At 70.4% G+C, this 24009-nt stretch carries 21 protein-coding genes; 14 read left to right on the forward strand and 7 right to left on the reverse strand.

The window, feature by feature from the left end; genetic code table 11:
* Positions 1–24: 24 nt before the first annotated feature.
* A complete protein-coding gene (locus J7520_RS13760; protein ID WP_291189231.1) occupies positions 25–1482 on the reverse strand; it encodes a hypothetical protein in 1458 nt (485 codons plus the stop codon).
* A gap of 119 nt (positions 1483–1601) precedes the next feature.
* Here J7520_RS13760 and J7520_RS13765 point away from each other — a divergent pair, with 119 nt between their 5' ends.
* The 3 genes from J7520_RS13765 (at position 1602) to J7520_RS13775 (ending at position 7880) form a co-directional block, all read left to right on the forward strand.
* Complete coding sequence (locus J7520_RS13765; RefSeq protein WP_291189233.1) at positions 1602–2186, forward strand: ECF-type sigma factor; 585 nt, start codon at positions 1602–1604, stop codon at positions 2184–2186.
* A complete protein-coding gene (locus tag J7520_RS13770; RefSeq protein ID WP_291189235.1) occupies positions 2183–4945 on the forward strand; it encodes a serine/threonine-protein kinase in 2763 nt (920 codons plus the stop codon). The genes J7520_RS13765 and J7520_RS13770 overlap by 4 nt, the downstream gene beginning before the upstream one ends.
* A 115-nt stretch (positions 4946–5060) precedes the next feature.
* Entirely contained in the window at positions 5061–7880 is a 2820-nt protein-coding gene (locus tag J7520_RS13775; RefSeq protein WP_291189237.1) for a serine/threonine-protein kinase, read from the forward strand.
* A 42-nt stretch (positions 7881–7922) separates the two neighbouring features.
* Here J7520_RS13775 and J7520_RS13780 read toward each other — a convergent pair whose 3' ends face one another.
* Positions 7923–8210 carry a GNAT family N-acetyltransferase gene (locus J7520_RS13780; protein ID WP_291189239.1) on the reverse strand — a complete coding sequence of 96 codons (288 nt, stop codon included), beginning with the start codon at positions 8208–8210 and terminating at the stop codon, positions 7923–7925.
* A gap of 84 nt (positions 8211–8294) precedes the next feature.
* Between J7520_RS13780 and J7520_RS13785 the strand changes: the two genes are divergently transcribed.
* Positions 8295–9110, forward strand: a complete 816-nt coding sequence (locus J7520_RS13785) for a helix-turn-helix domain-containing protein (RefSeq protein ID WP_291189241.1) — start codon at positions 8295–8297, stop codon at positions 9108–9110.
* Positions 9111–9189: 79 nt separating this feature from the next.
* Entirely contained in the window at positions 9190–9627 is a 438-nt protein-coding gene (locus J7520_RS13790) for a VOC family protein (protein WP_291189243.1), read from the forward strand.
* 1 nt (position 9628) lies between these two features.
* Here J7520_RS13790 and J7520_RS13795 read toward each other — a convergent pair whose 3' ends face one another.
* Both J7520_RS13795 and J7520_RS13800 read right to left on the reverse strand, forming a co-directional pair.
* Positions 9629–10915 carry an NAD(P)/FAD-dependent oxidoreductase gene (locus J7520_RS13795; RefSeq protein ID WP_291189245.1) on the reverse strand — a complete coding sequence of 429 codons (1287 nt, stop codon included), beginning with the start codon at positions 10913–10915 and terminating at the stop codon, positions 9629–9631.
* Positions 10916–10919: 4 nt separating this feature from the next.
* A complete protein-coding gene (locus tag J7520_RS13800; RefSeq protein ID WP_291189247.1) occupies positions 10920–11588 on the reverse strand; it encodes a Pr6Pr family membrane protein in 669 nt (222 codons plus the stop codon).
* A gap of 72 nt (positions 11589–11660) precedes the next feature.
* Between J7520_RS13800 and J7520_RS13805 the strand changes: the two genes are divergently transcribed.
* Positions 11661–12515, forward strand: coding sequence for a DUF72 domain-containing protein (locus tag J7520_RS13805; protein ID WP_291189249.1), 855 nt, complete (start codon positions 11661–11663; stop codon positions 12513–12515).
* On the opposite strand, the gene J7520_RS13810 is transcribed toward J7520_RS13805, so the two are convergent.
* Both J7520_RS13810 and J7520_RS13815 read right to left on the reverse strand, forming a co-directional pair.
* On the reverse strand, positions 12516–13517 hold the full coding sequence (locus J7520_RS13810) for a hypothetical protein (RefSeq protein WP_291189251.1): 1002 nt from the start codon (positions 13515–13517) through the stop codon (positions 12516–12518).
* Between the two features lie 195 nt (positions 13518–13712).
* On the reverse strand, positions 13713–14522 hold the full coding sequence (locus J7520_RS13815) for an aminotransferase class IV family protein (RefSeq protein WP_291189253.1): 810 nt from the start codon (positions 14520–14522) through the stop codon (positions 13713–13715).
* A 295-nt stretch (positions 14523–14817) separates the two neighbouring features.
* Between J7520_RS13815 and J7520_RS13820 the strand changes: the two genes are divergently transcribed.
* From J7520_RS13820 to J7520_RS13830, 3 genes are all read left to right on the forward strand, one after another.
* The gene (locus J7520_RS13820; protein WP_291189255.1) at positions 14818–15768 is read left to right on the forward strand and encodes a DMT family transporter; all 951 of its coding nucleotides are present in this window, start codon (positions 14818–14820) and stop codon (positions 15766–15768) included.
* 87 nt (positions 15769–15855) lie between these two features.
* The gene (locus J7520_RS13825; RefSeq protein ID WP_291189257.1) at positions 15856–16215 is read left to right on the forward strand and encodes a DUF1428 domain-containing protein; all 360 of its coding nucleotides are present in this window, start codon (positions 15856–15858) and stop codon (positions 16213–16215) included.
* A 76-nt stretch (positions 16216–16291) separates the two neighbouring features.
* Entirely contained in the window at positions 16292–17668 is a 1377-nt protein-coding gene (locus J7520_RS13830; RefSeq protein ID WP_291189259.1) for an amidohydrolase, read from the forward strand.
* Between the two features lie 34 nt (positions 17669–17702).
* On the opposite strand, the gene J7520_RS13835 is transcribed toward J7520_RS13830, so the two are convergent.
* A complete protein-coding gene (locus tag J7520_RS13835; protein WP_291189261.1) occupies positions 17703–18635 on the reverse strand; it encodes a DUF3667 domain-containing protein in 933 nt (310 codons plus the stop codon).
* Between the two features lie 129 nt (positions 18636–18764).
* Between J7520_RS13835 and J7520_RS13840 the strand changes: the two genes are divergently transcribed.
* The 5 genes from J7520_RS13840 to J7520_RS13860 all read left to right on the forward strand — a co-directional run bounded on the left by J7520_RS13840 (position 18765) and on the right by J7520_RS13860 (position 23955).
* A complete protein-coding gene (locus tag J7520_RS13840; protein WP_291189262.1) occupies positions 18765–19316 on the forward strand; it encodes a hypothetical protein in 552 nt (183 codons plus the stop codon).
* Between the two features lie 255 nt (positions 19317–19571).
* Positions 19572–20240, forward strand: a complete 669-nt coding sequence (locus J7520_RS13845; protein ID WP_291189265.1) for a dihydrofolate reductase family protein — start codon at positions 19572–19574, stop codon at positions 20238–20240.
* A gap of 322 nt (positions 20241–20562) precedes the next feature.
* On the forward strand, positions 20563–21807 hold the full coding sequence (locus tag J7520_RS13850) for a TCR/Tet family MFS transporter (protein ID WP_291189267.1): 1245 nt from the start codon (positions 20563–20565) through the stop codon (positions 21805–21807).
* Positions 21808–21928: 121 nt separating this feature from the next.
* The gene (locus J7520_RS13855) at positions 21929–22603 is read left to right on the forward strand and encodes a response regulator transcription factor (RefSeq protein ID WP_291189269.1); all 675 of its coding nucleotides are present in this window, start codon (positions 21929–21931) and stop codon (positions 22601–22603) included.
* The gene (locus J7520_RS13860) at positions 22600–23955 is read left to right on the forward strand and encodes a HAMP domain-containing sensor histidine kinase (protein ID WP_291189271.1); all 1356 of its coding nucleotides are present in this window, start codon (positions 22600–22602) and stop codon (positions 23953–23955) included. Before J7520_RS13855 ends, J7520_RS13860 begins: the two co-directional genes overlap by 4 nt.
* Positions 23956–24009 lie beyond the last annotated feature (54 nt).

A 24009-nucleotide genomic window follows, 5' to 3' on the forward strand; every position in this document is an offset into this window, starting at 1 on the left:
TTTTTCTTGTGGGCGCGGTCGTCTTCAGTCGAAGCCCGGGCCGTCGAAGCCATTGGCGAAGATCCGGTCCGGATCGCCGAACAGGCGCAGCAGGGCGAAGTCCCGCCCGGTGATCCCATCGCGGGCCTGGTAGCCGCCGACCAGCAGGTTGCCGGACGGCTCGACCTCGACCGCGAACGCACCGTCGTTCACCGGGGAAACCTGCACGATGGCGCGCGCCTGACCGTCGCCGAAGCCGTTGTCCGGCTGGCCATTGGGAAGCAGGCGGGCGACGAAGAAGTCCTCATGCGGCGCGCCGGTCTGGCGGCTGGTCGCATACCCGGCGGCGACGATCTTGCCGTTGCCCTGCAGGGCGAGCGACGCCGGTTCGTCGTACTCCGACGAGCCGCTGTACTTGATCGTGGTGCGGCCGTTGGTGCCGAAGCTCGTGTCGATCGCGCCGTTCGTGTTCAGGCGCATGACGGTCATGCCGCGATCGGAACCGTCGCCGAGGATCAGGATCTTGCCGTCCCTGGCCAGCCGTGCGGCCATGATCCTCGACACGCCGGTCGGCTGTCCGCCGCTGTTGGCGGCCTGCAGGACGACGCTGCCGCCGGTGCCGAACGTCGTATCCAGCGTGCCGTTGGCGTTGAAACGCACGACGAACGCGGTGTTGCGTCCGGACGTGTAGCCGACGATCACGATGCGGTTGTCGCTGCCCAGATTGCCCGCCTGATTCAGCGCGATGCCGGTCACCGCGTCGCCGGCCTCGGCGACGAACTGCGGCAGCACGACGTAGCCGGCGCCGCCGCCGAAGCTGGTGTCCACTTCGCCGACGGCCGTGAATCGCGCGACGACCGCCTGCGGATAGGAGGTGTTGCCGTGCGCCACGCGCGTGACGCCGGCGGCGACGATGCGGCCCTCGGAGGTGACGGCCAGCGCCTCCAGGTCGTCGTGGACGCTCGGCCCGCCGATGTCCAGGCGCGCATAGCCCTTGCGGGCGGAGCCGGCATCCAGCTCGCCGAAGGTCGTATCGAGGCTGCCGTCGTGGCGCAGCTTGACCAGGCCGAAATCGGCGTACGCGCCGGTCGTCAGCTTCGCGCCGATGAGGATGCCGCGGTTGGGCATCAGCTTGACGGCTTGCGCGGAATCCGGGCCGGACTGGATGTCGAGCTGCATCAGGCCGCCGTCGCCGAACGAATCATCGAGCGCGCCGTTCGGCAGGTAGCGCGCCACCGCGAGGTTCTCGCTGGTGCCGGGGGGAGCGGCGTTCGCGCCGACCACCATGCCGGCGGCGAGGAAACGGCCGTCGGCCATCGGGGCGAGCGCGTAGATTTCTTCCGTGCTATTGAAGAAGTCCGTCCACAGGTAGCCGTTCTGGCCGAAGGACGGATCGGGATCGCCCGGATGCGCCGCGTGCAGCGGGGCCGCGGCGGCGCCAAACGACAGCGCGATCGCGGCGGCGATGCCGTGCACGCGTCGGATTGCATTCGTATACTTCATCTCATTGCTCCATTCGGGAAAAGCGCCATGGGCGGCGGTCGAGCGACCGCACTTCGGGAGGCGCTCGTGTTTCCAGTACGGAGCGGCAGGGAATTTCCTATCAGCGGGTGCGGCGCTTCATGAACGACCTCCCAGCAGCGGCGGAATCCGCCGCGGCGCGCGACGTGACCCGCCTGCTCCACGCCTGGAGCGGCGGCGACAGCGCTGCCGCCGAGCGCTTGACCGAACTGGTCTACGCGCAGGTGCGCGCGATCGCCGGCAAGCATCTTCGCCAGTTCAGCGGACCTCTGACCCTGCAGCCGACCGAGCTCGCGCACGAGCTGTTCCTGCGCCTGATCGGCAGCGAAGTCGACTGGCAGGACCGGCGCCACTTCTACGGCGTGGTCAGCGTCGCGATGCGGCGCATCCTGGTCGACGCCGCGCGCGCGCGCGGCAGCGAGCGGCGCGGCGGCGGTCAGGTCCACGTCACCCTGTCGGCCGCCGACGACGCCGCCGGCCAGGAAAACAGCGAGGCGCTGGCGCTCGACGAGGCGCTGAACACGTTGCGCGCGGTCGACGGGCGCAAGTGCGAGATCATCGAATTGAACTACCTGCTCGGCCTCAAGCGCGAGGAAATCGCCGAGGTGGTCGGCGTCTCGGTGCCGACCGTCGATCGCGAACTGCGCTTCGCGCGCGCCTGGCTCAAGCAGCAGCTCACCACATGAGCGATCCCGTACGCTGGCAGCGGTTGCAGGAACTGTTCGACGGCCTCGTCGCGCGCGCGCCGCAGGAGCGCGCCGGCTGGCTGGCCGGACTCGACGCCGACGACGACCTCAAGCGCGAAGCGCTGTCGCTGATCGAAACCGAGGAAGGCAACGCCGGCGGCGTGACCGCGCAACTGCACGCCGTCGCGCACCGCATGTCCACACCGTGGCGCGACCACCGCCTCGGCGCATACCGGCTGGTCGAGGAAATCGGCAGCGGCGGCATGGGCACGGTGTTCCTCGCCGAGCGCGTCGACGAGGCGTTCGACCAGCGCGTCGCGATCAAGCTGCTGCGCGGCATCCCGACGCGCGAATCGACCGAACGCATGCGGCGCGAACGGCAGATCCTGGCCGACCTCGCCCATCCGCACATCGCCCGCCTGCTCGACGGCGGCAGCACCTCCGACGGCCAGCCGTACCTGGTGATGGAATACGTCGACGGCGTGCCGCTGAACGAGTTCTGCGTGCGTCACGAACCGTCACCGGCGGCGCGCCTGCAACTGGTGCAGAAGCTCTGCGCCGCCGTGCAGTACGCGCACCAGCGCCTGGTGATCCATCGCGACCTGAAACCGGCCAACGTGCTGGTGCGCGCCGACGGCGAGCCGATCCTGCTCGACTTCGGCATCGCCAAGCTGCTCGCCGACGGCGATCCGGACGCCGCGCAGACCGCCCTGCCCTGGTTCACGCCGGCCTACGCCAGCCCGGAGCAGCGCCGGCAGGAGCGCGTCAGTACCGCGACCGACGTGCACGGCCTCGGCGTGCTGCTGTACGAGGTGCTGACCGGCGTCACGCCCGCGCTCGACGCCGACGGACGCCTGCCGCCGCCGAGCCGCGTCGCCGCGCATCGCGTCGAGCGCGAACTCGACCTGATCGTGGCCAAGGCGACGCATCCCGAACCGGAACGCCGCTACGTCTCGGCCGCGGCACTGGCCGAGGATCTGCAGCGCCATGCGCAGGGCCGGCCGGTGCACGCGGCGCCGGACCGCCTGCCCTATCGCGTCGGCAAGTTCGTGCGCCGGCATCGGCTGGCCAGCGCCGCGGTGCTCGCCGCGATCGTGCTGGCGACGCTGTTCACCTGGCGGCTCGCGCGCGAGCGCGACCGTGCGCTGCGCGCCGAAGCCGTCGCGCAGGAACAGTCGACGACCGCCGAAAGCGTCGTCGACTACCTGGTCGCACTGTTCCGTTCGGCTTCGCCCGACGTGACCGGCACCGACACGATCGCGCCGCGCGACCTGGTCGATCGCGGCCGCAAGGAAATCGACGCGCGCCTGGCCGACGCGCCGCAGCAGCGTGCGCGCCTGCTCGGCACCTTCGGCCAGATCTACAACGAACTCGGCCTGCCGGACGAGGCCGCGCAGAGCTTCGCCGACGCCGCCGCGATCGAGCGCGAGCACGGCACCATCGCTCAGCGCGCGCACTATCTCGCCGAGCAGGGCTACGCGCTGAACCTGGCCGAGCGCACGCAGGCGGCGGTACCGATATTGCGCGAGGCGGAAAGCCTGCTCGGCGAGATCGACGCGGACGAACGCGCGGCCGCATCGGAACTGCTGACCTCGCTCGGCATCGCGCTCGCCCGCAACGGCGAGATCGAAGCCGGCGACGAGGCCGTGCAGCGCGGACTCGCCTATGCGGCACAGAGCGCGGGCGAGGACAGCGTGCTCTACGCGCAGGCACTGAACGGCCTGGCGGAAACGCAGCTGCGCGCGAACCGGCTGAGCGAGGCCGAAGCGGCCGCGGTGAAAGGCCTCGAGCTGATGCGCCGGCACAAACCGGAGGATTCCGCCGAAGTGCTGGCCACCAGCGGCTTCCTCACCCAGGTCTACGACCAGCAGGACCGCTACGCCGAGAGCGAGCGCCTGCTGCGCCGCATGCTCGAGGTGCGCCTGCGCACCCTCGAACCGGACAGCGCCTGGGCGATCACCGCGCGCAACAACCTGGCGCGGGCGATCTACGAACAGGGCCGCATGATCGAGGCCAGCGACCTGTTCCGGCAGAACATCGAGCATCTGCGTGCGCGCAAGCAGGAGCAGACGCCGTCCTACCTGATCGGATTGAACAACCTCGCCAGCCTGCTCGAGCAGACCGGCGACTACACCGGCTCGCTGGCGCTGTTCGAGGAAATGGAACGGCGCGCCGCCGCCGACGCGACCGCCGGCAACGCCTCGCTGCCGGCGTCGATGCGTCAGAACCACGCGCGCAGCTTGGTGCTGAACGACCGTCTCGACGAAGCCTACGCGCTGCTCTCGTCGCCGGTCGAAGGGGCGGATGCGGCGATGCAGAACGCCCGCCGCCTGCTGCACCTGGCCGAATGGATGCGGCGCAAGCATCGCTACGAGGAAGCGCTGCGCTACCTCGATCAGGCCTCCGCCGCATTCGCCGCGCTGTTCCCGGACCAGCATTCCAGCCGCGGCGCGCTGGCGCGCACGCGCGGCCTGATCTACCGCGACCAGAATCGTCTCGACGAAGCCGAGCGCGAATTGCGTTTCGCCGCCGAGAACTTCGCGCGCACCGGCAGCAAGGACGCCAACCCGACGATCGAAGTCGAACTGCAGCTCGCCGACGTGCAGTTCGCGCGCGGCCACGCCGACGAGGCGCGCGCGCTGCACGCGCGCGTGACGCCGCTGCTGGACGAACGCTTCGTCGCCCAGTCCGGCGTGCGCGCGCAGCATGCCGCGCTGGGCAAGCGGCTCGCGGGAGTGAAGCCGGTCGCAATTCGCTAACGAATTCGCACCCCGTGCGACGAGACGGCGATGGGATTGGGCGCCGGACCCCGTATTCATCCGTCGGATCTGCCGCTTCGCGGCGGAGAGCCGCCACCAGAACGCGATGCCGCGCATGCACAATCCCGAAATCCCGCCCGCCGGTGCCGATGTCGCGACCTTCCGTTCGTCGCGGACGGCCGGCATCGATCCGGCTCGCTGGCAGCGCCTGCAGGAGTTGTTCGACGGCCTGCTCGCCCGTGCCCCGGAGGCGCGCGAGGCGTGGCTCGCCGGCCTCGGCGACGAGGAGACGCTGAAGCGCGAGGCGCTGCGCCTGGTCGAAGCCGACGCCGGCGAAGACCGCGTCGCCGGCTTCCTGCACGCGGGCCTGCGCGCCTACGCGCTGCCGCCAGGCCATCGCCTGGGCCCGTACCGCCTCGTCGAGGAAATCGGCAACGGCGGCATGGGCACGGTGTTCCTCGCCGAGCGCGCCGACGGCAGCTTCGACCAGAACGTGGCGATCAAGCTGCTGCGCGGATTCCCGACGCGCGACTCGACTGAACGCATGCTGCGCGAGCGGCAGATCCTCGCCGACCTGCACCATCCGGGCATCGCGCGCCTGCTCGACGGCGGCAGCACCGCGGACGGGCAGCCCTATCTGGTCATGGAGCACGTCGACGGCGTGCCGCTGAACGAGTTCTGCCGCCGCCGCGATCCGCCGCTCGCCGCCAGGCTGCAGCTGATCGGCAAGATCTGCGCGGCGGTGCAGTACGCGCACCAGCGCCTGGTCATCCATCGCGACCTGAAACCGGCCAACGTGCTGGTGCGCGCCGACGGCGAACCGATCCTGCTCGACTTCGGCATCGCCAAGCTGCTCGATCACTCCGACGCGCCGGCCGAGACCACTCGCCTGCCCTGGCTCTCGCCCGCCTACGCCAGCCCCGAGCAGCGGCGCGGCCAGCGCGTGGACACCTCGACCGACGTCTACAGCCTCGGCGTCCTGCTGCACGAGATCGTCTACGGCGTGGCGCCGGCCGCGGACGGGCAACTGCCGCTTCCGGACCGCTCCAGCCGTCTGCGCGTGCGCAAGGACCTCGCCCGCATCATCGCCCAGGCCACCCACGCCGAACCCGAGCGCCGCTACGCCACCGCCGCGGCGCTGGCCGAGGATCTGCGGAATTTTCTCGGCGACCGCCCGGTGCTCGCGGCTCGCGACCGGCCGCTCTACCGGCTGGTCAAATTCGTGCGCCGCAACCGGCTCGCCGTCGTGGCGACGGCCTGCGCCGTCGTCGTCGGCGCCGGGCTGACCTGGCGCCTGGCACAGGAACGCGATCGCGCGCGGCAGGCGGAAAGCATCGCCGAGCGGCGTTCGGCGGCGGCGGAGGACGTGGTCGACTACCTGGTCGCGCTGTTCCGCTCGGCATCGCCGGAGAACAGCGGCAACCGTTCGATCACCCCGCGCGATCTCGTCGATCGCGGGCGCGAGGAAATCGGCGCGCGGCTCAATGACGCGCCCGAGCATCAGGCACGGCTGCTCGCCACGCTCGGCAAGCTCTACACCGAGCTCGGATCGACCCAGCCGGCGATCGACACGCTCGGCCAGGCGGTCGATCTGGCGCGCGCGCACGGAACGCCGCGCCAGCGCGCGGCCTATCTGGCCGACCAGGGCTTCGCGATGATCCTGGCCGAACGCACCGATCTCGCCCAGGCCACGCTGCAGGAAGCGATCGACACGCTCGGCGCGGCGGCGCGGGACGAACGCAAGCTCGCCGCCGAAATCCTTTCCACGCTCGCCATCGCGCAGGCGCGCAACGGCGACCCGGCGACCGCCGAGGCTCACGTGCGCCGCGCGCTCGACTACGCCAGCGACATGACCGGCCGCGACCGCATCGCCTATGCGCGCAGCCTCTACGCGCTGGCCGAGGTGAAGATCCGCCTCAACCATCTCGACGACGCCGAACGCGAGGCCGAGCGCAGCATCGCCCTGCTGCAGAGCCTGCTGCCGATCGACGCGCCGGAGGTGCTCAATGCGCAGGGCATTCTCGAGACCGTGTACGAGCAGCAGGGCCGCTATGCCGACGGCGAACGCGTGCTGCGCCGGATGCTGGAAGCGCGCCTGCGCACGCTCGATCCGGCCAGCCTGTGGGTGGTCACCACGCGCATCAACCTGGCGCAGATGGTCCAGTTGCAGGGCCGCATCGTCGAGGCGATCGCCCTGATGCGCGAGACGCAGGAGCTGCTGCGCGCCAGCGGCCAGCGCCGATCCCCGTCGTATTCGCTGGTCCTGAACAACCTCGCCAGCGCGCTGGAGCAGGCCGGCGATTTCGCCGGCGCGCAGCCGATGTTCCGCGAGGCCTTCGATCTGCTGAAGGAACAGAGCGAGGATCCCGACAGTCCCTCGCTCGCCGTCTACCGCCTCAATCTCGGTTTCAATCTGCTCAAGAACGGCCAGATGGACGCCGCGCTCCCGCTGATCGCCGCCCCCGTCAAGGGCAGCGACGACTCCAGGGACGTCAACGTCGCGCGCGTCAATCGCCTGTTCCGCCTGGCCGAATGGATGCGCCGCAGCCATCGGCTGGACGAAGCGCTCGCGCACACCGAACAGCTGGCCGCGGCGCTGAGCACGCTGGAGCCGCCGACGCACCCGCGATTCGGCTATCTCGCTCGCGCACGCGGCCTGATCCTGCGCGACGGCGGCCATCTCGCCGAAGCGGAGACGGAACTGCGCCGCGCCGCCGAGATGCTGTCGGAAAAGATCGGCCGGAACGCCAACAACACGATCGAAACCGAACTCGACCTCGCCGAGGTGCTGCTCATGCGCGGCAAGGTCGACGACGCGCGTGCGCTGCATCAGCGCATGGCGCCGCTGCTCGCCGAACGCTTCGTGCCGCAGTCGGCGGTGCGCACGCGCCATCTCGCGATGGCGCGGCAGCTCGGCGAAGTCGCCGCACGCTAGCGGCGACTCGCGAACGCGTCCGCGCGCGACGCCAGCGCCGATCTAGCGGCGATCCACCAGATCGGCGTATTCGGGATGCTTCGCCAGCCAGACCGCGGCGTAGGAACAGGCCGGCACCACGCGCCATCCTTCGCGCCGCGCCGCATCGAACGCGGTCCGGGTCAGCGTGGCGGCGATGCCGCGGCCGCCGACCGCATCGGGCACGCCGGTGTGGGTGATGGTGAGGACGCCGTCGCGCAGGCGGTAGTCGAGCACGCAGAGCACGCCGTCGACGGTGGTCTCGAAGCGATTCAGCGCGTCGTTGCGGACGATCGCGTAGTCCTGTGCCATGTGCGGCTCCGTCGCCGGTCGGAAAACGCGAGGCTAGCGGCTTTCGCGCGCGGGTGTAACCTGCGCGCTCCTTCGAGGTGTCGCATGGCTTTCGTCCGCATCCGTCCCGCCGCGCCGCTGCACGAGTCGATCTCGGCGATCTGGGATTGGCAGGTCGAGCCGGGCGCGTTCCGCCTGGAGCGCATCCTGCCCTCGCCCGGCACGCAGATGATCGTCAACCTGCTCGAGGACGAGACGCGCGTCTACGCCGACGACGCCGCGCGGCGCTGCGAGCGCACCGAAGGCTGCGTGTTCAGCGGCCAGGCCACGCGCAGTTTCCTGATCGACACGGCCGAACAGGTCGCGGTGATGGGCGTGGAATTCCAGCCCGGCGCGGCCGTGCGCTTTCTGCGCGAGCCGATGCACAACCTCGCCGATCGTCATGCGGCGTTGACCGCGCTGCACCTGCGCGGGGTCGCCGAACTGCGCGAGCGCCTGCTCGCCGCGCGCGACGCGCCGACGCGCCTGCGCGCGCTCGAGGCGTGGCTGCGCGCGCGCTTCGCTCCATCGGCGCTGCATCCGGCGGTCGAACACGCGCTGCGCTCGCTCGACGCAGCGCCGTGCGCGTCGCGCGTGCACGCCCTGATCGAGGCCAGCGGCTATTCGGCGCGCCGCTTCGGCACGCTGTTCCTCGACCAGGTCGGCGTCGCGCCGAAACGCTACGCGCGCCTGCAGCGGTTCCGCGCGGCGGTGACGGCGGTACAGCACGGCCGCCGCGTCGAATGGGCGCAGGTCGCGGCCGACTGCGGCTTCCACGACCAGCCGCATCTGGTGCGCGAGTTCCGCGCGTTCGCAGGGATGACGCCGGGCGAGTACGTCTCGATGCGCGGCCCGCACGTCAATCACGTGCCGCTGACCTGAACGCATTGCCGGAATCTACAAGACGCGCGCATCGTGACGGACTACGCTGCCGGCACGTCCACTCTTCCGGAGACGTTCCATGTCCCGCTTCGCCGCCAACACGGTTTCCACGGTCATTCCCTGCCTGCGCTATCGCGACGCACTCGCCGCGATCGACTGGCTCTGCAAGACGTTCGGCTTCGAGAAGCAGGCCGTCTACGCGGACGGCGACGTCGTGCATCACGCCCAGCTCGTGTTCGGCAACGGCATGATCATGCTCGGCTCGACCGACCGGCACAGCGCCTGGGGTGCACGCATCGCCCAGCCCGACGAAATCGGCGGCCGCGAGACGCAGGCGCCGTGCGTGATCGTCGCCGACTGCAAGGCGCACTACGAGCACGCGAAGGCGGCCGGCGCGGTCATCGTCGACGAATACGAGGTCAAGGACTACGGCGGCGCCGGCTACAGCTGCCGCGACCTCGAGGGACACCTGTGGAGCTTCGGCAGCTACGATCCGTGGAAGCCGGCCGCCGAGTGAGTCATTGCGGCGGCTCGCGCCTGCCGCCGAGGATGATGCGCGCGTGGCGCTGGTAGGTGAAGTACGACCAGACCCAGTCCCACATCACGACGATGCGGTTGCGGAAGCCGATCAGGAAGAACACGTGCGCGACCAGCCAGAACAGCCAGGCGATCACGCCCGACAGGTGCAGGCCGCGCAAGTCCACCACCGCCGCCATGCGTCCGATGGTGGCGAGATTGCCGTAGTCGCGATAGCGGAACGGTCGTGATTCGCGGCCGGCCAGGCGGTCGCGGACAGCGCGGCCGACGTAGGCGCCCATCTGCTTCGCCGCCGGCGCGACGCCCGGCACCGGCTTGCCGTCCTGCGTCACGCTGGCGAGGTCGCCGATCACGAAGACTTCCGGATGCTCGGGCAGCGACAGGTCCGGCGCCACCTTCACGCGACCGGCACGGTCGCGTTCGGCGCCGAGCTGCGCGCCCAGCGGCGAAGCGGCGACGCCGGCCGCCCACAGCACGGTGCGCGCGGCGATGCGGCGGTCGCCGAGCGTGACGCCGTGCTCGTCGATCTCGGTCACCGCCTGCCCGGTCGACACTTCGACACCGAGCTGCTGCAGCTGCACGCGCGCCTTTTCCGACAGCGATTCGGGCATCGACGGCAGCACGCGCGGACCGGCCTCGACCAGATGCACGTTCGCCTTGCGCGGATCGCTGCGGCGGAATTCGCTCGGCAAGGTGTGGCGCGCGATCTCGGCCAGCGTGCCGGCCAGTTCGACGCCGGTCGGGCCGCCGCCGATGACGACGAAGTTGAGCCATTCAGCCTGCCGCGCGGGATCGGTTTCGCGCTCGGCGAATTCGAACGCCTCCAGCAGATGGCGCCGGATGAAGAACGCATCGTCGATCGTCTTCAGGCCCGGCGCGTGCGCGGCCCAGTCGTCATGACCGAAATAGGCGTGGCGCGCGCCGGTGGCGACGACGAGATAGTCGTAGTCGATCACGCCGCCGTCGGCGAGGGCCACGCGACGCGCGGCGGTGTCGATGCCGGCCGCCTCGTCCATCAGCACGGTCACGTTGCGCTGCCGGCGCAGGATGTGGCGCAGCGGCGCGGCGATGTCCGGCGAGGACAGGCCTGCCGTCGCGACCTGGTACAGCAGCGGCTGGAACAGATGGTGATTGGTGCGGTCGACCAGGGTGATGCGTACCGGCGCCGAGGCCAGCGCGCGCGTCGCCCACAGGCCGCCGAAGCCGCCGCCAAGGATCACGACGTGAGGCAGGCGCGCTTCCGTCGCCGACGGGATTGAATCGCTCATGCGCCTATTCTGCCCGATCGTCCGCCACCGCAGGCACGACCGGCACGCGCCGCGACAGCACGCGATCGAGCGCGACGACGAGCAAACCGAGTGCGACGAACAGGCCGCCGATCAGCACGCCGTTGCGCAGCACGTTCGCGTAGCCGAGCGCGTCGACGTCGAGGAACGGGTACGGATACCAATGCGTCCAGGCGCCGTGCAGCAAGGCCCACAGCAGGAAGGCCGCCGGAAACAGCACCCAGCGCAGCGGATCGCTCCAGCGCAGCCGTCCGTGCTCGACGCCGACCGTCCACCAGGCGAAGTACGACAGCGGCGTCGCATAGTGCAGCGCCTTGTCCACCAGCCACTGCGCGCCGGTCGGTGCCCAGGTCGAACTCAGCACGAAGAAATAGATCAGACCGGTCACGCCGATGCAGAGCGCGACGCCGCCGCGCACCGACGCGTCGGCCAGGAACCGGCCGGTGCGCGAACCGTAACCGATCGCCGCCAAGGCCGTCGTCGAGGCGACCAGCACGTTGCTGAGGATCGTGAAGAAGCTGAAGTAGCGCAGCGTGGCGACCCACGGCCCCGGATCGCTCCAGGTCACCGCGACGAACAGGACGTATTGCGCGACCAGCGCCAGCCAGGCGATCACGGCGACGGCGAACGCGAGCGGTCGGGCCGATTTCGACATGCGGCTACGCTTCCACGGCGAGACGCCGCATCATAGCGACGCCCGCCGCCGCCCGCCTCGACCGGACCGCCCATGCCGACCCGCAAGACCGAAGACACCGACCTGTTCGTCGCCCGTCCCTCCGCCGCCACTGGCATTCGCGTCGGCATCGGCGGCTGGACCTACGCGCCGTGGCGCGACAACTTCTATCCGGCCAAGCTCGTGCAGCGGCGCGAACTCGAATACGCCAGCCGTGCGCTCAGCGCGATCGAAGTCAACGGCACCTACTACGGCGCGCAGAAACCGGCGACCTACGCGAAGTGGCGCGCGGAGACGCCGGACGGTTTCGTGTTCTCGCTGAAGGCGCCGCGCTACGCCACCGATCGGCGCACGCTCGCCGACGCCGGCAGGACGGTCGCCGACTTCGTCCACGGCGGCCTGGCCGAACTCGGCGACCGGCTCGGCCCGATCAACTGGCAGTTCCTGCCGAACAAGGCGTTCGACCGCGACGACTTCGAGACCTTCCTCGCGCTGCTGCCGCGCGAGCTCGACGGGCGCGCGCTGCGCCACGTCGCCGAGGTGCGCCACGAGAGCTTCCGCAGCGACGAGTATCTCCAACTCGCACGCCGCTACCGCGTCGCGACCGTATTCACCGATTCGCCGAAGCATCCGTCGTTCGCCGACGTCACCGGCGACTTCGTCTACGCGCGCCTGATGTGCAGCGACGCGAACCTCGCCAGCGGCTACCCGCCCGCCGCGCTCGACCGCTGGGCCGCGCGCGCGAACGCCTGGGCGGCCGGCGACGAACCGGACGATCTGCCGCGCGTGCTGCCGGCGGCGCCGACGTCCGCGCGCCGCGAGGTGTTCGTCTTCTTCATCAACGGCGCCAAGGAACGCGCGCCGCACGCGGCGATGGGCCTGCTCGAACGCCTGCGCAGCACGGCCTGATCACGGTCCCGCGGCGACACCCGGCATCGGCGTGCCGTCGCGATGCGCGTCCAGCCACGGCGCCAGCGACACGCTCCAGAGGTTGTAGTTGCCGTTGTCCCAGGCGAGCAGGCGCGCCTGGTCGACGATCGCCTGCTCGCGGCTACGCGGGAACGCCACCGGCAGCGTGCGCTCGCTGCTGAAGTACAGCGTGCGCCGATCGGGATCGAGGCGCGGCTCGGCGTCGGAACCGGAACTGTTGACGACGTCGCCCAGCCAGATCGGCTCGCCCCAGCCGCCGCCGTCGCGGAACGCGACGAACAGGTCGATGCCGCGTCCCTTCAGGCGGCCGGAACCGAACACCACGAACGACTCGTCCGGCGCGACGACCGGATCGACGTCGGTCACCTTGCCGTCGCTGAACGGCAAAGGCTGCGCCTTCTCGAACGCGCCATCGTGCCATTGCGAACGGAACAGGCGGAACTTGCCGCTGTCCGCATCGGTGGCCATGAACCAGAGACTGCCGTCGGCGGCGACGCTCGGCGCGAACGTGGCGGTGCCGATGTTGACCGCGTCGGGCAGACGCACCGGAGTGCCCCATCCGGCGCCGCGGCGATCGACGCGCCAGAGATTGCCGCCCTTCTGCATCGCGCCGTTGAAGCGACCTTGGATCTCCGCTCCGCCGGCAGCGATTGGCCGGCTCGACACGAAGACCAGGTACGAACCGTCCGGTGCCATCGCCGGTTCCATGTCGCCCCACTCGCCGGAGAACGATGCGACTTCTGGCGTCGACCAGCTGCGGCCGCGCCGATGCGCGACCAGGATCGTCGATTGCGCGGCGCTGCTGCGGCCGAAGTACACCGTGTCGCCGTCCGGGGTGAACGCCGGCGCCGAATCGTGCGCAGGGCCGGATAGAACGCCGGGTGCGAACACCTGCGGCACGGATGGTTCGACAGCGTGAACCGTGCCGAGGCACACCGCGGCCAGGCACAGCGCGGACAAGCGCGTGGAAACTATCGGCATGCGCCGGCTCCGGGTAGGAAGATCGGCCGATGATCGGCGGCCGCGGCCGCAATTCCAGCCGGCGCGGCACGTGTTGCGACGAAGCGAGCCTCCGGTGCGACGACCCGAGTCGCTGCGCGCATCCGCCTGGTGGCGCGCTTCCTCCCGCTCGTCCCAAGACGGCGGCGTCGACCCTGGGTAAAAGAGACGGCCGATCTAGATCGCCTGCCACGGCGCGATCCGCGCCGCGGCGTCGAGCGCCTGCACCAGCTCCGGCGCGGCGGCGAAAATCTTCTCGTCGATCGCCGCGATCGGCTGCACCGCGCAGCCGGAGTTGGTGAAGAACGCGGCGCGGAAGTTCGCGACCTCGGCCAGATCGACGCGGCGCACGACGCTGTCGACGCCGCTCTCGCGCAGTCCGGCCTGCAGCAGCTGCATCGAGACGCCTTCGAGCATCGGCGCGTCCGGCCAGATCACGCGCTGGCCATCGAAGAAGCCGACGTTCCAGATCGAGCCTTCCGACACCGCGCCGTCGGACGCGACGAACAGCGCGTCGTCGTAGCCGCGCGACTGCGCGAGGCGGCGCTGATGAAACAGGCCGAAGGTGCCGACGTGCTTGATGTGCGGCGCCTCGCGCTGATAGTGCACGCTGCCGACGCGCAGCGGCGGGCTCGCCGAGGCACGCGCCGGCGCGGTCGTGACCAGTACGTCGGGCGCGGCCGGCGTCAGCGGGCGCTCGCGGTCGAACCGGCGCGAGAACACGTTCACGCGCAGCGAGAGCTCGCCCGCGCCGGCGACCGCCTGGCGCATCCAGCCACGCGTCGCGTCGAGATCGAGCGCATGCGCGAACAACTCCTGCGTCGCGCGCTGCAGGCGGTCCAGATGCCGGTCGAGGCCTTGCACGCCGCCATCGCGCACCTGCATCGAGGTGAAGTGGCCGTAGTTCTGCACGGCGAGCAGACGCAGGTCGTCGAGTCCGGCCGGCTGGCCGTTGAGCTCGACAAGGGTGCGGGCGTGACGATTCATGCGTCGATTGTCCCGGCGACCGGTGCGGTTTGCCAATGCACCGGCAACGCCAGTCGCGGCTTTCGATGACGATGGCACTCGCGAGCGCGTTTCCACGAGACGACGCCTGTGACAGGCGCGCCACGCTAGAATGATGCACCGCATCATCGACGTGGAGCCGGCTGAAGCGATGCCTCGGCTGCGATGAGCGCGGCAATTCGCGGTCGCTCCGCGCCATGTCCGCTGCCGGCATGGTGCAGCGGAGCCGCGCGGCTTCAACGCTTCTCCCGAATGGATCGTCCGAGGACACATCGTCGTGCACGCACTCTCCCCCACCGCCAAGGCCCAGTGGCAGATCCACCTCTGCGTCGTGCTGTGGGGCTTCACCGCGATCTTCGGCAAGCTGATCACGCTGGACGCGCTGCCGCTGGTGTGGTGGCGCATGCTGCTGGTGGTCGCCGTGCTGGCCCTGCTGCCGCGCGCCTGGCGCGGACTGCGCGCGATGTCGGGCCGGGTGATGCTCGCCTATGCCGGCATCGGTGTGCTGGTCGCGTTGCACTGGCTCACGTTCTACGCCTCGATCAAGCTCGCCAACGCCTCGGTCGGCGCGACCTGCATCGCGCTGGCGACGCCGTTCACCGCGCTGATCGAGCCCAAGCTGGCGAGGCGCCGCTTCTCGCTGCGCGAACTGCTGCTCGGCATCGCCGTGCTGCCCGGTGTCGCCCTGGTTGCCGGCGGCATGCCGACCGAGATGCGGCTCGGTCTTCTGGTCGGCACGGTGTCGGCAGTGCTGGTCGCGCTGTTCGGCTCGCTCAATAAGCGCATGGTCGAGCACGGCGACGCGTTCGCGGTGACCGGCCTGGAACTCGGTGCCGGCACGCTGTCGCTGATGCTGCTGGCGCCGCTGCTCGCGCTCGTGCATCCCGCGCTCGGCGGCAATCCGTTCGTATTGCCCGGTCCGCGCGACGGCGCCCTGCTGGTGGCGCTGGCGCTGACCTGCACCCTGCTGCCGTTCACGCTGTACATGATCGCGCTGCGCCACATGAGCGCGTTCGCCGCGCAATTGGCGACCAACCTGGAGCCGGTCTACGCGATCGCGCTGGCGGCGCTGCTGCTCGGCGAACAGAACGAGCTCACGCCGATGTTCTACGCGGGCGCGGCGATCATCCTCGCGGTGGTGTTCGTGCATCCGCTGATCGCGCGCCCGCGGCGCATCGCCCATCCGGAGCTGGCGGCCACGGCGGAGGCGAAAGGCATCGCTGAATGAAGGTTCGCGGACGTGTCGATTTCAGCCTTCGCGGATCGTCGCTCTAGGGAAGGCCGCCGCCGGCGGTCGTCTCCCGAGGAGGTTCGCATGTCCTACGTCGACGGTTTCATCGTTCCGGTGCCGAAAGCCAATCTCGCCGCCTACCGCAAGATGGCGCGCCTGGCCGGCAAGATCTGGCGCGAGCACGGCGCGCTGCACTACGTCGAGTGCATCGGCGACGACGTGCCGGAAGGCAAGGTGACGTCGTTCCCGAAGGCGGTCAAGCTGAAGCCCGGCGAGATCGTGGTGTTCTCGTGGGTCGTCTACAAATCGCGCGCCGACCGCAACCGCATCGTGCCGAAGGTGATGGCCGATCCGCGCCTGGGCGCGCAGATGGACCCCAAAAAGCTGCCGTTCGACGGCAAGCGCATGTTCTGGGGCGGCTTCAAGCCGATCATCGAGCTCTGAGCGTGCAAACCCCGCGCCGCTTCGAGGCATCGAAGCGGTGCCGGCGTGCGTTCGCGCGCCTCGATGGATGGTCCTGATGCGCATCGCTCGCCTCGCCTGCTTCGCCCTCTTGTTCATGGCCGCTCCGGCAGCGCCCGCCGGAGCGGAGACGGCCGCGACGCGCGGCACCGTCACCGCCTTCGTCGACGTCAACGTGCTGCCGATGGACGCCGAGCGCGTGCTGCCGCATCGGACCGTGCTGGTCCGCGACGGCCGCATCGACGCCGTCGGCGAGGCGCTGGCGGTGCCACCGGGCGCGCACGTCGTCGACGGCGGCGGCCGCGCCTGGCTGACGCCGGGCCTGTCCGACATGCACACGCACGCGAACAGCGCCGAGGAGATGAAGGTCTATCTCGCCAACGGCGTGACCAGCGTGCTGCACATGGGCGAAGCATCCAATGCGTTCATGGGGCAGGTGCGACCGGCCATCCACGAAGGCCGCCGGCCGGGACCACACGTCTACGCCGCGTTCGTCGTCGACGGCTCGCCGCGGTACGGCCACTTCGCGGTGACCAACGCGGACGAAGCGCGCTGGATCGTGCGGTTGGCCAAGCGCAACGGCTATGAGTTCATCAAGGTCTACAACGACCTCTCGCCGGAGGCGTTCGCCGCGCTGATCGAGGAAGGTCGCGCGCAGGGCCTCCCCGTCGTCGGCCACGGCGTCACGCGCGTCGGACTCCGGCGCCAGCTCGACGCCGGCCAGCTGATGGTCGCGCACCTGGAGGAGTTCCTCTACGCGTTCTTCGTCGATCCCGGCCAGGACCCGGGCGATGCCGCGCCGGACGTGCAGCGCATTCCGGCGGCGATCGAGCTGCTCGGGCGCGACCGCGCTTTCGTCACGGCCGACCTCGCCACCTATGCGGCGATCGCGCGGCAATGGGGCAAGCCCGAGGTCGTCGCCGGCTTCCTGCGCCAACCGGAGGTCCGCTACCTGGCGCCGGAGCGGCGCCTCGAATGGGCCGGCAGCGGCTACGCCGGGCGCCGCGGCAGCCTCGACGCCAGGCTCGACTTCCTCCGACGTTTCGCCAAGGCGCTCGCCGACGCCGGCGTGCCGCTGCTCGCCGGCACCGATGCGCCGACGATTCCCGGCGTCGCGTCAGGCTTCTCGCTGCACGAAGACCTGCGCGCGCTCGAACAGGCAGGACTCGGCCGCTACCGCGCGCTGGCGACGGCCACGCGCACGCCCGGAGAATTCATCCACCGCGCGATGCCCGATGCGGAACGGTTCGGTACGATCACACCGGGCCAGCGCGCCGACCTGCTGCTGCTCGACGCCAATCCGCTCGACGATCTCGACGCACTGCGCAAGCCGCTCGGTGTGATGGCGAACGGCCATTGGTACACGCGCAAGGACCTGCAAGGCCTGCTCGACGAGATCGCCAAGCGCTACGAGAGCGCCTCCCCGGCACACTGAGATGAGCGGCGCGCCGCACGACGCCGGCGAGGACTCAGGTCAACGCGAACGTGACCGCGAACTGCACCGCGCGGTACACGTAGAGGTTGGCCGCGACGATGACGGCCAGCATCGCGGCCGCTGCCGCGATCGCCGCGCCCCATCCCACCGCGTAGCTGCGTCGCAGCGCCAGCACGGCGTACACCGGCAGCAGGACGCGCATGGTCCAGTCGTACGTCGCCTCGGGAGGCAGCCAGGCCGCCGGCAGCGAGAACCGCAGCAGCGCGCGCATCTGGATCACGATCAGCAGCGAGGCCAGCGCGAAGGCGAAGTAATGCAGCGCGACCACGAAATGCTCGGCGAAATAGCGTCGCTGCCGCGCGAACAAGACGGCCAGCACCAGCGCGGCCAGCGGCACGTGCAGGATCACCAGCGCCTTGCTGACCTCGTCCGCCTTGGCATCGTAGGCATTGCGGTAGTCGCGATAACCGTAGCCGGCCGCGCCGTTCGAGGCCTGGCGCGCGGCCGCGTCGCGGGCGCGCACGCGCGCGTCGACCCAGCGTTCGGTGAAGCGCGTGTGCGCCTGGCCGGTTCCGGCGAGCTGTTCGGCGCTCAGTCTTTCGTCGGGGCTCGCCGCAAGGGCGCGTACGCGGCCGGATACCTGCTGCATGAACTGCAAGGCGAAATCGCCGCCGTGCAGGGGCGCGAGGAAGTACACCACGCTGACCGCGAGGAACAGCGAGACCGGCGAGATCCAGCCCGCGCGACGCCCCTCCATGTATTCGCGCGAGAGCAGCCCGGGGCGCAGCAGCAAGGCGCGCAAGGTGCGCCAGATGCGGCCGTCCAGATCGGTCGCGCTAGCCAGGAACTGCCTCAGCAGATGGCCGAACCGGCGGTCGCTCGCGACGAAGCGCTTCTGCCCGCAGGCGTGGCAGTATTCGCCGCCGAGCACGGCGCCGCAGTTCGCGCAGGTTTCGCCCGGATCCATCAGGTGCGGACGGGACCGTGCGCGGGAGTGAAGCCGGAGCGGAACGCCGCCAGGCCGGAGTGAGGCACGCGGATCTCCCGGTTGCTTTCGTCGGATCGTGATCGTATCAATTCGCGCCGGAGCGTCCGGGTGGACGCCGGAGCGCGATGCGCCATCCGGCGCTTGCGGCATTCGCCTGCCGACCTGCGACAAGCCCTCGTTTTCCGGACCCCGCCAACCCACCAGGCTCGACGCATGCAAACCGAACACGATCGCAAGGCTCAAGCGCTGGTTCGCACCGTGGCCATGCTGCAGGTCAAGCTGCTGCTCGGCGCGGCGCGCGATCTCGCCCTGAGTCCGCTGACGCTGGTGGCCGCGTTGATCGATTTCGCCTTCCTGAAGGACCGCGAGCCGCGCTACCTCAGAACCGTGCTGCACTGGGGCGAGCGCTTCGACGAGTGGATCGACATCTGGTCCGGCGCGCGGGCCGAAGGCGAACCTTCGCGCGAGAACGTCGACGTCCTGCTCGCCCGCATCGAAGAGGCCGTCCGCGATCCGCAGACCGGCGCGCGCCGCGCACGCGTGCTCAAGCGCTGGGCCGAACGCCAGGCGGTGCGCGCACGCCGGCGCGCGCTCGACGAGATCCAGGCGCGGATGCCGTCGCTGTCCGATCCCGCTGCCGCTCCGAAGCGGCGCGAGTAGAGCATCCCGCCCGGCAGGGCGAACGCTTCCCTCCGAACCGCGACGGCCAGCCGCTCGAACGGACACGGCGCCAGGTCGAAACGCGGAACACCGCGCGCCGACGCTCTCCTCGTTGGCACACCTCGATTCGCCCGATGGCGAACACCGGCCACGATCGCGCGTCGCGGAAACGGCGCGATACCGTCCGCGCCCGATGTCGATCCGCGCCGCTCTCGTTCGTCATCCGGATGATCCCTTCGAATCGAGAGGCCTGCCATGAAACTGGTCGTAGGAACCTTCATCACCCTGGACGGCGTCATGCAGGCGCCGGGCGGCCCGGACGAAGATCGCAGCGGTGGCTTCGAGCACGGCGGCTGGCTGGTGCCGTATTTCGACGAGCGCATGGGTGAACTGGTCACCGGATGGAGCGAGGCCGCCGACGCCCTGCTGCTCGGCCGCAAGACCTACGAGATCTTCGCCGCGCACTGGCCGCACGTCGGCGACGAGGACCCGATCGCGGCCAAGCTCAATCGCACGCGCAAGTACGTCGCCTCGCGCACGCTGCAACGGCTCGACTGGAACCACTCGACACTGCTGCGCGGCGACGTCGCCGCCGAAGTCGCGCGGCTCAAGCGCGAGCCCGGCGGCGAGCTGCAGGTGACCGGCAGCGGCGAGCTGATCCAGACCTTGTTCCGTCACGATCTCGTCGACGAGTTCCGCCTGTGGGTGTTCCCGCTCGTGCTCGGCCGCGGCAAGCGCCTGTTCGGCGACGGCGCGATGCCGAGCGCGTTGACACTGACCGACACGATCACCTCCAGCACCGGCGTGGCGATCCATCTGTACCGGCGCGTCGGAAAACCGGACTACGGCTCGTTCGCGCTCGAACGACCCTCGCGCGACGAAGTCGAACGGCGGCGCAGGATCGAAAGCGCGCTGGAGTCCTGACCACGCCGCCGCGTTGGCGCGTAGATGGCGCTCGTGTATGATCCGCGCGGTTGCAACACGAAGTTCCGAGGTCCGCCGCTATGCAAAGTGTCTTCCGCATCTGAATAGCGCACTGACGGACGCCTGACGCGTCCGTCGCCCTCCTCCGCGCGCCGCCGCGCGCACGCCTCGGAAAACTCCTCATGTCCTCAACTGCCTCTTGCGCCGGCAAGGCCGCGTATGCCGCTTGTCCGTCGCCGCTGAACAGCATCCTGGCGAACGCCTGACGCGTCCGCCGTCTTCTCACGCGCGCGGTCGCGCGCGCACCACGGAAACCTTTCTCATGACCCAACCTGCCTTTCGCGCCGGCAAGGCCGCGATCGCGTTCATCCTCGTCACCGCGATGCTCGACATCGTGGCGATGGGCATCGTCATCCCGGTCCTGCCGCCGCTGATCGAACAGTTCTCCGGTTCCAGCGCACGCGCCGGCGTCGTCAACGGCGTCTTCGTCGCGCTGTGGGCGCTGATGCAGTTCGTCGCCTCGCCGATCATCGGCTCGCTGTCCGACCAGTACGGCCGCCGGCCGGTGATCCTGCTCTCCACCGCCGGACTCGCTGCCGACTACGTGCTGATGGCCGTCGCACCGAACCTCTGGTGGCTCGCGCTCGGGCGCATCGTCGCCGGCATCACCTCGGCCAGCTTCACCACCGTCTACGCCTACATGGCCGACATCACCACGCCGGAAAACCGCGCACGCGGCTACGGCCTGGTCGGCGCCGCATTCAGCGCCGGCTTCGTCGCCGGACCGCTGCTGGGCGGCGTGCTCGGCGAATGGTCGCCGCGGGCGCCGTTCTGGGCCGCCGCCGCGATGAGCGGCATCGCGTTCCTGTACGGCGCCTTCATCCTGCCCGAGTCGCTGGCGCCGGAGCGGCGCATGGCGTTCTCGTGGCGCCGCGCCAATCCGCTCGGCGCGCTGCGCCTGTTGCGCTCGCACGTGGAATTGACGGGATTGGCGACGGTGAACTTCCTGCTCTACTTCGCCCATCACGTGTTCTCGGCGGTGTTCGTGCTCTACGCCGGCTATCGCTACGGCATGAGTCCGTGGCAGGTCGGCTTGCTGCTCGCCCTCGCCGGCGCGCTCGAGCTGGTCGTGCAGGGCGTGCTCACCGGACACGCCGTGAAGCGTTTCGGCGATCGCCGGGTGATGGTGTTCGGGCTGTTCGCCGGCACCGTCGGCATCGCCTGCATGGGGCTGGCGCCGAACGGCCTCGGCTTCACGCTGGCCTTGTTCCCGAACGCGCTGTGGGCGCTGGCGATGCCGACGTTGCAATCGCTGATGACCCAGCGCGTATCCGAATCGGAGCAGGGCCAGCTGCAAGGCGCGAACAACAGCGTCGGCAGCATCGCCGGCGTCGTCTCGCCGCTGTTCTTCGGCAGCGTCTACGCCGCCTCGATCGGTCCGGATGCGCCGTTCCCGCATCCCGGCACCGCGTTCCTCGTCGCCGCGCTGGTGCTGCTGGCGAGCGCGTTGCTCGGGGCCCATGTGGCACGGCGCGCGGTGCGCAGGGATGCCGCCGCGGCACGCTGAGCGACGTCGCGCCGCCCTCGTCCGTCGTGGAAACGCGGCGTACGAGGGCGCGCCACGCGCGTGCAAGGCTGCGGCAATGCCGGGGCGCTAAACCGACTCGCCCCACCGACGACGGATTTTCATGCGCATTCTGCTGGTCGAGGACGAACCGGAAATGGTCGCGGCGCTGCGCAGCGCGCTGGCGCGCAACGACCTGCTCGTCGACCACGCCGCCGATCTCGCCCAGGCGATGGCGATGGCGGTCGACGAGGTGCACGATGCGGTCGTGCTCGACCGCCAGCTGCCGGACGGTGACGGGCTGTCGCTGATCGCGAAGCTGCGCGCGCGCGGCAACGCGGTGCCGGTGCTGGTACTGACCGCGCGCGGCGATCTCGCCGACCGCGTCGCCGGGCTCGATCACGGCGCCGACGACTATCTCGGCAAGCCGTTCGCGCTCGAGGAGTTGCTGGCGCGCCTGCGCGCGCTGTTGCGCCGGCCGGCGCAGTTGCAATCCGAAGTCGTGCGCGTCGGCCGGCTCGCGTTCGATTTCGGCCACCGCGAAATCAGCGTCGGCGGCGCGCCGCTGGCCCTGCGCCGGCGCGAGCTGCTGGTGATGGAGGCGCTGCTGCGGCGCACGGGTCGCATGGTGCTGCGACCGGTGCTGATGGAAGCGGTGTTCGGCGTCGACGATGAGATCCAGTCGAACGCCCTCGACACGCACGTCTCGCGGCTGCGCCGCAAGCTGGCCGAGTCGGCCGCCGGCGTCACCATCCAGGGCATCCGCGGCGTCGGCTACTTGCTGCGGGAGACGCCGTGAACGCGGCGCACGGCGGTTCCCTGAAGTGGCGGCTGGTGCTGCGCCTGGTCGCGTTCCAGACCGTGCTGATGAGCCTCCTGATGGCGCTCGCCGTCGGCGCGCTGTGGGCGACCGGCTATCTGGTCGACGACTACGAGGGCGGCACGCTCGACGTGCTGAAGGACGCGCTGGTGCGCGAACCCGGCGGCACGCTCGCGCTGCAGCCGACGCCGGAGCTGGCGCGGCTGCGCGCCGAGTCGCCGGATCTGTGGTTCGTGATCCGTGACCTGCAGGGCGAGCGTTTGTCCGAAGGCTCGGTGCCGGCGGATTTCGCACCGATCCTCGACCTGCTCGGCAGCGTCCACCAGGCGCGCCTCGGCCGCGATCCCGCGCGGCGCGAACGACGGCCCGACGCGCTGGTGAGCTGGGAGCACAGCGCGGCCGGCGACGTGCAGATCCTCGGCGGCACGCAGGGCAATCTCTCGTTCGGGCGGCTGGTCGCCGGCGCCTCCGCCAGCTATCTGATCGTCATCCTGCCCCTGCTGGTGCTGATGGCCCTGACCGCGCTGGCCGTCACGCCGTGGGTCGTGCGGCGCGCTCTGGGCGGGCTCGGCGAGGCGGCGACGCAGGCGCAGCGCATCGACATCGACCAGCGCGGCGTGCGGTTGCCGGTCGACGCGGTGCCGGACGAGGTCGCGCCGCTGGTGCACGCCGTCAACGACGCGCTGGCGCGATTGGACGACGGCTACGAGAAGCAGCAGCGCTTCCTGATCGACGCCGCGCACGAGCTGCGTACGCCGATCGCGATCCTGACGACGCGGCTGTCCACGCTGCCGCCGGGGCCGGAGAAGGCGCGCCTGCTCGAAGACGCCGCCCGCCTTTCCACGCTCGCCGGCCAGCTGCTCGATCGCCAGCGTCTCGACCGGCAGCATCCGTTCCCGCGCGTGGACCTAGTCGAACTGGCGCGGCGCGTGATGGCCGACCTCGCGCCGCTCGCCTTCGCCGCCGGCTACGAGATGAGCTTCGACGCCGACGCCGGCTACCTCGAGGTGCGCGGCGACCCGACCTCGATCGAACGCGCGCTGACCAATCTGGTGCAGAACGCGATCGAGCACGGCGGCCGCCGCGGCACCATCGCGGTGCGCGTGCTGCGTCCCGGCCGCATCGAAGTCGGCGACGAAGGCGCCGGCATCCCGCCGGCGGAGCGCGAACAGGTCTTCGAACCGTTCCGCCGCCTGCGCGCCGACGGACGCGGCGCCGGGCTCGGACTGAATCTGGTGCGGGAAATCATGCGCGTGCACGGCGGCGACGTGGCCGTGGTCGATTCGTCCGGCGGCGGCGCCTGCTTCCGCATGAACTTCCCACCCTGCTGAAACGCCTGCCGCGGGCAACGCGAGGCGCGCTCGAACCCAGGCGTCGGAGAGGAA

This window comes from Dokdonella sp., from assembly GCF_017744955.1.
In the GTDB taxonomy this organism is placed as follows: domain Bacteria; phylum Pseudomonadota; class Gammaproteobacteria; order Xanthomonadales; family Rhodanobacteraceae; genus Dokdonella_A.

Excerpts from the sequence above, each read along its gene's own strand:
- J7520_RS13760 (WP_291189231.1), bottom strand. The coding sequence starts at position 1,482 with ATGAAGTATACGAATGCAATCCGACGCGTGCACGGCATCGCCGCCGCG.
- J7520_RS13765 (WP_291189233.1), top strand. The coding sequence starts at position 1,602 with ATGAACGACCTCCCAGCAGCGGCGGAATCCGCCGCGGCGCGCGACGTG.
- J7520_RS13770 (WP_291189235.1), top strand. The coding sequence starts at position 2,183 with ATGAGCGATCCCGTACGCTGGCAGCGGTTGCAGGAACTGTTCGACGGC.
- J7520_RS13775 (WP_291189237.1), top strand. The coding sequence starts at position 5,061 with ATGCACAATCCCGAAATCCCGCCCGCCGGTGCCGATGTCGCGACCTTC.
- J7520_RS13780 (WP_291189239.1), bottom strand. The coding sequence starts at position 8,210 with ATGGCACAGGACTACGCGATCGTCCGCAACGACGCGCTGAATCGCTTC.
- J7520_RS13785 (WP_291189241.1), top strand. The coding sequence starts at position 8,295 with ATGGCTTTCGTCCGCATCCGTCCCGCCGCGCCGCTGCACGAGTCGATC.
- J7520_RS13790 (WP_291189243.1), top strand. The coding sequence starts at position 9,190 with ATGTCCCGCTTCGCCGCCAACACGGTTTCCACGGTCATTCCCTGCCTG.
- J7520_RS13795 (WP_291189245.1), bottom strand. The coding sequence starts at position 10,915 with ATGAGCGATTCAATCCCGTCGGCGACGGAAGCGCGCCTGCCTCACGTC.
- J7520_RS13800 (WP_291189247.1), bottom strand. The coding sequence starts at position 11,588 with ATGTCGAAATCGGCCCGACCGCTCGCGTTCGCCGTCGCCGTGATCGCC.
- J7520_RS13805 (WP_291189249.1), top strand. The coding sequence starts at position 11,661 with ATGCCGACCCGCAAGACCGAAGACACCGACCTGTTCGTCGCCCGTCCC.
- J7520_RS13810 (WP_291189251.1), bottom strand. The coding sequence starts at position 13,517 with ATGCCGATAGTTTCCACGCGCTTGTCCGCGCTGTGCCTGGCCGCGGTG.
- J7520_RS13815 (WP_291189253.1), bottom strand. The coding sequence starts at position 14,522 with ATGAATCGTCACGCCCGCACCCTTGTCGAGCTCAACGGCCAGCCGGCC.
- J7520_RS13825 (WP_291189257.1), top strand. The coding sequence starts at position 15,856 with ATGTCCTACGTCGACGGTTTCATCGTTCCGGTGCCGAAAGCCAATCTC.
- J7520_RS13830 (WP_291189259.1), top strand. The coding sequence starts at position 16,292 with ATGCGCATCGCTCGCCTCGCCTGCTTCGCCCTCTTGTTCATGGCCGCT.
- J7520_RS13835 (WP_291189261.1), bottom strand. The coding sequence starts at position 18,635 with ATGGATCCGGGCGAAACCTGCGCGAACTGCGGCGCCGTGCTCGGCGGC.
- J7520_RS13845 (WP_291189265.1), top strand. The coding sequence starts at position 19,572 with ATGAAACTGGTCGTAGGAACCTTCATCACCCTGGACGGCGTCATGCAG.
- J7520_RS13850 (WP_291189267.1), top strand. The coding sequence starts at position 20,563 with ATGACCCAACCTGCCTTTCGCGCCGGCAAGGCCGCGATCGCGTTCATC.
- J7520_RS13855 (WP_291189269.1), top strand. The coding sequence starts at position 21,929 with ATGCGCATTCTGCTGGTCGAGGACGAACCGGAAATGGTCGCGGCGCTG.